The organism is Nitrospinota bacterium, assembly GCA_016235255.1.
Lineage (GTDB): Bacteria > Nitrospinota_A > UBA7883 > UBA7883 > JACRLM01 > JACRLM01.
The window spans coordinates 39281-46906 of sequence record JACRLM010000081.1 but is presented as its reverse complement, the minus strand read 5'-3'; the positions used below and the strand labels follow the sequence as shown (position 1 = coordinate 46906).

General features: G+C 60.5%; 7 protein-coding genes. All 7 read left to right on the top strand.

The window, feature by feature from the left end; translation table 11 throughout:
• Positions 1 to 154 precede the first annotated feature (154 nt).
• Positions 155 to 2389, top strand: a complete 2235-nt coding sequence (locus HZB29_10890; GenBank protein MBI5816099.1) for a bacteriohemerythrin — start codon at positions 155 to 157, stop codon at positions 2387 to 2389.
• A gap of 123 nt (positions 2390 to 2512) precedes the next feature.
• Positions 2513 to 2701 (top strand): ribbon-helix-helix protein, CopG family, encoded by a 189-nt coding sequence (locus HZB29_10885; protein MBI5816098.1) that lies wholly within the window; start codon positions 2513 to 2515, stop codon positions 2699 to 2701.
• A 243-nt stretch (positions 2702 to 2944) separates the two neighbouring features.
• Positions 2945 to 3157, top strand: a complete 213-nt coding sequence (locus tag HZB29_10880) for a helix-turn-helix transcriptional regulator (protein ID MBI5816097.1) — start codon at positions 2945 to 2947, stop codon at positions 3155 to 3157.
• A 108-nt stretch (positions 3158 to 3265) separates the two neighbouring features.
• Positions 3266 to 4618: a ribosome biogenesis GTPase Der gene (gene der, locus HZB29_10875; protein ID MBI5816096.1), complete on the top strand. Its 1353-nt coding sequence runs from the start codon at positions 3266 to 3268 to the stop codon at positions 4616 to 4618.
• Entirely contained in the window at positions 4615 to 6405 is a 1791-nt protein-coding gene (locus tag HZB29_10870) for a HAMP domain-containing histidine kinase (GenBank protein MBI5816095.1), read from the top strand. The genes der and HZB29_10870 overlap by 4 nt, the downstream gene beginning before the upstream one ends.
• The gene (locus HZB29_10865; GenBank protein MBI5816094.1) at positions 6402 to 7454 is read left to right on the top strand and encodes a hypothetical protein; all 1053 of its coding nucleotides are present in this window, start codon (positions 6402 to 6404) and stop codon (positions 7452 to 7454) included. The genes HZB29_10870 and HZB29_10865 overlap by 4 nt, the downstream gene beginning before the upstream one ends.
• Positions 7432 to 7599, top strand: a complete 168-nt coding sequence (locus HZB29_10860; GenBank protein MBI5816093.1) for a hypothetical protein — start codon at positions 7432 to 7434, stop codon at positions 7597 to 7599. The genes HZB29_10865 and HZB29_10860 overlap by 23 nt, the downstream gene beginning before the upstream one ends.
• Positions 7600 to 7626: the final 27 nt, after the last annotated feature.

Below are 7626 nucleotides of genomic sequence, written 5' to 3'. Positions count from 1 at the left end.
CCCAGGTTGAGGAAAGTGAGCGGTTATAAACACCTGCCAGAACTGCGTGAGATCATGAAACGGGCTCTGGCGGGGAAGATAATGGTGAAAGCGGCGTGACGGTCATGCCGGGAGTTTCAACTAAAAAAGGGATTGACTCGCCAAACTCGTTAGCATGATCTCTCTGATGCTGGTTGTGTCGCTGGTCCTGGCGGCGCTGCTTGTCACCGAAGCGTTGCGCCAACGCGGTGACGCGAAGCGTTACGACCAGATGAACGAAATCGCCGGACATCTGAACGCCGCGGCCGGGTGGCAGGCCATCGAACGGGGCGTGGGCGCCACCATCATCGGCAGCCAGACGCCCCCGGCGGAGCTTGTTGCGACTTTCGACGAAGTTGGGCGCAACGGCGACACGGAGGCCAACTCGGCGGCGCTGAAGTCCGAAAAGCTGCTGTCCGAGCGGGACGGCGTGGACTTCAAGGCCCAGTTTGGCGCGTGGAAAAAGGCGTATGAGGAGGTGAAGTCCTCCCGCTCCGCCGTCAAAGGCAAGTCCATCCCGGCGCCGGACTGGATAGCAAAGGCCACCGCCAACATAGACGCGGAATTTTTACTGCGCGACGTTGCTTTCGCGCCGGAGGATCCTTCCGAACAGGTGCTGTATTACAACAGCGTGCTGCGCGCTAACGTGGCGGCGCTGGCCGAATACGCCGGCAGGGAGCGGGCGCAATTGGGCAACGTGATCGGCTCGGGCGCCCCCATCCCGCCGGAGACGCTCGAAAAGCTCAAGATGTTCCGCGCCGTGGTGGACCAGGCCGCGGCCAAGACTATCGCTTTAAGAGGGCTGAAGAACACTCCCCCGAAGCTCTCTTCCGCCATCAGCGCCTTCGAACAGGAATTTTTGGGCGAGTACCAGAAGCTGCGGCTGGACATTTTCAAGGCCAGCGCCGAAGCGGTCCCTTACCCTGTCACCGCCGGAGAATGGATCAGCCGCTCCACAAAGGCGATAAACGCCTCGCTTAACATATCCAAGGTGGTGGGCGAACTTTCCACGGAAGCCGCGGACATCACGCTGGCGGACTCGCGCAACACGATAATCCTCAACTCCGCCCTTTCGGTCTTCGCGTTGGCGGTGTTCGGCGCCGTGTTCCTGTTCATCAACCGCTCCGTGGTCAAGCCGGTGATCCGCATAATAAACACATTGAGCGAGGGCTCCTCGCAGATAAGCGCGGCCTCGGGCGAGATTTCCAGCGCATCCCAGGCCCTGGCCGAAGGGGCGACAGAGCAGGCCTCATCTTTGGAAGAGACGTCGGCGGCGCTCCAGCAGATCACCTCGCAAAGCCGCACGAATTCGGACAACGCCTCGGACGCCAACAAGATATCCCACCTGGCTGGCGAAGGGGCTGAAAAAGGCTCCGTGGCCATGAAAGATTTGCTGGACGCCATCCAGGCGATAAGCAAGTCCTCCGGCGAGATAAACAAGATCATCAAGGTGATCGAGGAGATCGCGTTCCAGACCAACCTTCTTGCGCTCAACGCCGCCGTGGAAGCGGCGCGGGCCGGAGAGCACGGCAAAGGGTTCGCGGTGGTGGCCGAGGAGGTGCGAAACCTGGCGCAAAGGTCGGCCGGCGCGGCCAAGGACACGGCGGCGATGATCGCCGAGGCGGTGAAAAAGGCCCAGACCGGGGTGGAGATAGCGGGGAAGGCCGGCGGCGCCATGAGCGGCGTCATAGAAGGTGTGAAAAAGGTGGGCAGCATCGTCCAGGACATTTCGCAGGCCTCCACCCAGCAGACTACCGGGGTGGAGCAGGTGAACGTGGCGGTGTCGCAGATGGACAAGGTGACGCAGAACAACGCCGCCTCCGCCGAGGAGATCGCGGCGGCCTCCGAGGAGCTGAACGCCCAGGCCGAAAGCCTCAACGACGTGGTCAAGGACCTCATCCGGCTCGTCCACGGTTCGGACACCCATGCGGCGGAGCTTCTTTTCCACAGCAAGGGAGGCGATGGCGGCGTGCTGCTCGAATGGGACGACGACGTGTTCAGCGTCGGCGTGCCGGAAATGGACAGGCAGCACAAAAAGCTTGTGGACATCATCAACGAGATGCACCACCAGGTGCGCACCGGCGGCAGCCACGCTAACATAGGCTCGGTGCTCGACGGGCTGATGGAATACGCGCAGACGCACCTTAAGAACGAAGAAGCGTTCCTGCGCAAGAACAACTATCCGGACTTTGACACGCACAAGAAGCTGCACGAGAACCTGCTGGCCAAGGCCGGCAGGCTTTACGGCAAGTTCAAGGCCGGGGACACGGCGCTGGCCACCGACATCATGATGTTCCTCAAGGACTGGCTCGTCCACCACATCCAGGGCGTGGACAAGAAGTACGGGGTGTACATCAACTCCCGGGCGTGATTTCCTATTCGTCCGCGCGCCGGGGAGGCCTTCTCCCCGGCTTTCTTGCGCCCGGCATGATTTCACGCAAAATCTCCGCCGCAAGGATGTGCTAAGCTAAAGCATCGGGCAATGGAGGAAAAGATGGAGCAACAGGTTGCCGTGCGGATGCCGGACGACATGGTGAAGCGGCTTGACAAACTCGCCAGAAAAACCGGCCGTGGCAAAAGCTATTACATCCGCGAAGCCGTCAGCGAGTTCCTTGACGACCTTGCGGATGGGCATATCGCTCTCAAACGCATGAACAGTAAAGACGTTGGAAAGCGCGCTTAAGGTGATAGGCCGCATACAGCGCCGCTTTGACCATGAAGCGGTCTTCGGTATATGTCAAAATGACATCCCTGTTTTGGCCGGGACAGTCCGTAAAATGATTGATGACTTGTGCCAGCCATAGCGCAGGCGTCTTGCGGGCTTAATACCTGTGTCACTGCATCTTCATCCCCCCCTCTCCGCCCCCCCCCGCGCCCCCATTTTCGAATAAATTTGGTAATATATTTACAGGGGAGCGTCACTAAAATGTCAGTTCAAAACGGCGTGAGCAGGCTTCGGGAAGGCCACCATTGGTCGCAGGAGGAACTTGCGCGCCGTTCCGGAATCAGCGTCCTGCTTATCAAGCGCATCGAAAACGGCGCATTCACCCCAGGTTGGGACATGGCAAAAGCCCTGGCCGCCACGCTGGGAGTGACGATTGACGAACTTGCCCGCGACACGCCGTATCATTTTCTTTAAAAAGACTTTTTACATCACGGCTCCTCCCCGATATTCCCCGGCGCGTCAATGCGCCCCACCTTAACGCCCCAAAGTGTTAAAATATTCAATTTCAGAGCTTGGAGTCCTATGTTCTATATCGCTATCGTGGGAAGGCCGAACGTGGGAAAGTCCACGTTGTTCAACAAAATCATCGGCGGGCGCCCCGCCATTGTGGACGACACACCCGGAGTCACCCGCGACAGGAACGTGGCCATCGCCGAATGGCGCGGCAAAAAATTCGGGATAATAGACTCCGGCGGGTTCGAGCCGGAAAGCCGCGACAAGATACTCTCCCAGATGCGCGAGCAGACCATGATGGCCATCGAGGAGGCGGACCTGATCTTCCTGATGGTGGACGGCCGAGAGGGGGTCACCTCCGTGGACGAGGACATCGCCAAGCGGCTGCGGAAATCGGGGAAACGTGTGTCCCTTGTTGTGAACAAGATGGACTCCCACAAGCAGGAGTCGGCCGAGGCCGATTTCATGGGCCTGGGATTCGAGGACGTTTTCCCCATAAGCGCGGAGCATTCCATCGGGCTAGACCCCCTGCTCAAGAACGCCGTGGGGGAAATCAAGGAAGAAGAGCACGTTGAACCGGAGGACGAGGAGCGCCCGGTGCGCATCGCCGTGGTGGGCAAGCCCAACGCGGGCAAGTCGTCGCTGGTCAACACCCTGCTGGGCAAGAGCCGGATGATGGTGAGCGATGTTCCCGGCACCACCCGCGACGCGATAGACACGGAGTTCACGGCGCGCGGCAAGCGGTGGGTGATAATAGACACAGCCGGAATACGCCGCAAGGCCAAGGTGACGGCCAAGCTTGAGAAATACTCCGTGATAATGGCCATGAAGGCCATCGAGCGGGCGGACGTGGCGCTATTGATGATAGACGGCACGGAGGGCGCCGCCGCGCAGGAGACGAAGATAGCCGGGCTTGTCCAAGAGGCCGGCAAGGCGTGCGTTATCGTGGTGAACAAGTGGGACGCGGTGGAAAAGGACGAAAAGACGGCGCTGCGATATGAAGAAGGGATCCGCAACCTGCTAAAGTTCCTGGTCCACGCCCCTGTTATATTCGTTTCCGCCACCACGGGGCAAAGGGTGAGCAAGATACTGGAGGTTGTGGAGGAAGTGGGCGCCGAGTACAACAAGAGGATCGCCACATCCGCCCTCAACGGCATTCTGGAAGAAGCGACCAAGCGCAAGGAGCCGCCGGTGTTCCGCGGCAAACGGGTGAAGCTTTATTTCGCCACGCAGGCCTCTGCGGCCCCTCCCACGTTTGTGATCATGGCCAACTATCCCGACGGGGTGCATTTCTCCTATCAGCGCTACCTTGCCAACAGGATCAGGGAGCAAGGGGGATTTAACAAGACCCCCATAAGGCTTCTGTTCCGCAAACCCGCGGGCAGGCGAACAGGGGAACGGGAGCGCGGCGGCAAGCGATGAAGCCCGCTGAAAGCTCGCAGCAGCAGAACCGGGAGCGCCGCCTGATAGGCCTTATCTGGCTTGGCGTCATAATCTCGCTTTCCCTGGTGGCGGCCATCGCGTACAGCGTCAACAGGACGGTGAAGGAGGAGAACGAACGGGCGTTCACCAAAAACCTGACGTTCCTGGCGGACTCGTCGGCCAAGTCCGTGGAGCTTTTCATGGAAAGCGTCATCAGCGACATGATCACCTCCAGCCAGCTGGACGCCGTCAAGCGGTATGACATACAGGCGGTGGACAAGGCGTTCCGGGGGATAATCTCCAAGCATGACGAGAGGATTTCCCACATGATCCTTCTGGACGGCGCCGGGGAAACGCGGCTTATCGTCACAAAGGCCCCGGACCCGCACCTGCTCCACGGTCAGATACACTCATTTTTCCTTGAGACCATGCCGCGCTGGCGGGTGAATATCGCCACCCGGATAGTCCAGACGCCGCATTACCGTGGAATCGCCGTGGGGATGCCCATTTTCCGCCAGGCCAGGCCGGAGGGGGAAAAAGGGGCCGGGGGGATTTTCGCCTCCGGGATGATAATCGCCCTCATCGGCGTGGACGACCTTGTGAAGACCATCATAGAGCCTGTGCGCGTGGGCAGCTCCGGCTTTGCCTGGCTTTACAACGGCGAGACCATCATGGCGGACGCCGGCAAGATAGACGGCATGGCAGGCGATATTTACGGAGCCATGGGCGACGGCGGGCGGCTGGCCTCCGAATTCCGCATGGCCGCCTCCGGCCACAGGACCGCCGGCTGGATTCCTCTTAACCAGGACGGCCGCAGGCTCAAGGTGGACGGCGCGCGGGAAGAATGGTATGTGTCCATGGCGGCGGTGAGGATACTGGACAAATCGTGGAGCCTTGCCGTGGCGGCGCCGGAATGGGAGGCCACAAGGCTCCTTAACAAAAGCTTCTGGCAGACCATGTCGCTGCTTGTGGTGGTGGTGCTCATTGTGGTGCTGGGCGGAACGCTTATGACCCGGGCGAACAGGCGGCTTGCGCTGGCGGAGGAAAAGGCGCTCCACGCAATCGAGCTGGAGGAGAAGAACCGCGTCCTCGAAGACCTCAACCGGCGGATGGACGAGTTCGTGGCGGTGGTGTCCCACGACATACGCTCGCCGCTCAACGTGATAAGCGGATTCGTGAAAATGATACAGTCGTCCCGCGAGGGGGGACACTTCCAGAGGGAGACTGCCACCATGCTGCGCTCCTGCAACAGGCTCATGCAGCTTGTGAACGACATCCTGGACGTCTCCAAGCTGGAGGGGGGGAAAGTAATACTGGCCTATGATCCTATCGTGATTGACGATATAATCGAAGAAAGTGTCCGCACAATGGAATTCGCCGCCAACGAGAAAAAACAGGAAATCACCATCAACCTGGGCGAAAAAACGACGTTAGACTGCGACGGGGCCAAGCTTTTGCAAGTGATGAACAACCTTATAAGCAACGCGATAAAGTTCACCCCCCGAGGGGGCGCCATAACCGTCTCCAAAACGGCGGAGAACGGGCATGTGACCGTGAAGGTGTCCGACACCGGGCCGGGGATACCCGCCGACCAGCAGGGGATCGTGTTTGAAAAGTTCGAGCAGTTGCGCACGCACCAGCTTGGCATCGAACCTGGCTCCGGGCTGGGCCTGACAATCTGCAAAAACCTGGTGGAGCTACACGGCGGCACGGTGGGGGTGTCCAGCGTGTCGGGCCAGGGAAGCACGTTCCATATCACCCTTCCGCTGAAAAAGCCGGGCCGATGATAGCCTGCGAATTCTCCAAAAGCCACCCCCCCGCCGACGGCGTGAAGGACATACTTAAAGAAATGGACCTTCGCATGGGAGGGCTTGGCGCCGTAAAGCTTGCATTGATCTTCGCCGGGCCGGGGCACGGGGCCAGTCTGCAATCGCTGGCGGCCGGCGTTTCCGCCGCAATCCCCGGCGGCGCCGTTGCCGCCTGCGCGGGAGCTGGTGTGATCGGTGGCGGCGTGGACGAGGACGACGGACGCGCCATTTCCGTGATGGCCCTTGGGGGGGACGGCGCCGATTTCGCTTCTTTCGCGCTCGACAAACAGGTGTTGTCCGCACGTCCGGACGGGATTGAAAAGAGCCTGGCCGGAATGTTCGGCGGAAAAAAACCGGGGGCGGTGATATTGTTCAGCGAAACCGGAGGGACGGGTATGTCGGAGGTCCTTTCGGCGTTCTCGCGGGTGTACCCCGAAGTCCCGGTGGCCGGAGGGGTGATGAACGCGGCCAGCGTGGGGCTTTGCCACATGGCGGGATTCGGCCCTTCTCACAAGATATGCGCTGTGGGAGTGGCCATGACAGGCTCGGTGGGGGCGCAGGTGATGCTTTCGCAAGGGGGCAATCCCCTTGGGCGGCCATACACCGTCACACGCCTCTCCGGGGCCATGATAATGGAGCTGGACGGCCGCCCGGCGGACGAAGCGGCCGACGTAGTGATGGGCGACGCCTCCATGGCGGACAGCGAGGCGCTCCACCGCGGCCTTTTCCTCGGCAAACTTGTGGCGGACAAGCCCCCACACACCGCCGGACGGGGCGATTACCTGATACGCAAAGTGCGAATGGTGGACCACAGGCGCGGAGCCGTTGCGGCCGGCCCGGTTTTCCGCAAGGGGGACACGGTGCGGTTCCACATGATGGATAAGTCCACCGCCACCGAGGACATGGAGCTTCTTTTCACCCCGCACAGGTTCGGCCCGCCCCCCCGGCGGCGCCATCATATTCACCGGCGCGGCCCGCGCCAACGAGCTTTACGGGAAAAAAGGGGTGGACGCAAAACTCACCCGTGAACTTGTGGGCCACTCCGCCCCCATGGCCGGGTCTGTGTGCATAAATGAGATCGGCCCTATCGGGGGAGCAAGCTATGTCCACGGATACTCCGCCTGTGTTACCCTTATCGGAAAAACCGGCCCGGACGAAAATGACGGGAAGTGATACAATCATGGCCGCAAAAGAGATGAG

Coding starts and splice junctions, on each gene's coding strand:
- HZB29_10890 (MBI5816099.1), top strand. CDS start 155: ATGATCTCTCTGATGCTGGTTGTGTCGCTGGTCCTGGCGGCGCTGCTT.
- HZB29_10885 (MBI5816098.1), top strand. CDS start 2,513: ATGGAGCAACAGGTTGCCGTGCGGATGCCGGACGACATGGTGAAGCGG.
- HZB29_10880 (MBI5816097.1), top strand. CDS start 2,945: ATGTCAGTTCAAAACGGCGTGAGCAGGCTTCGGGAAGGCCACCATTGG.
- der (MBI5816096.1), top strand. CDS start 3,266: ATGTTCTATATCGCTATCGTGGGAAGGCCGAACGTGGGAAAGTCCACG.
- HZB29_10870 (MBI5816095.1), top strand. CDS start 4,615: ATGAAGCCCGCTGAAAGCTCGCAGCAGCAGAACCGGGAGCGCCGCCTG.
- HZB29_10865 (MBI5816094.1), top strand. CDS start 6,402: ATGATAGCCTGCGAATTCTCCAAAAGCCACCCCCCCGCCGACGGCGTG.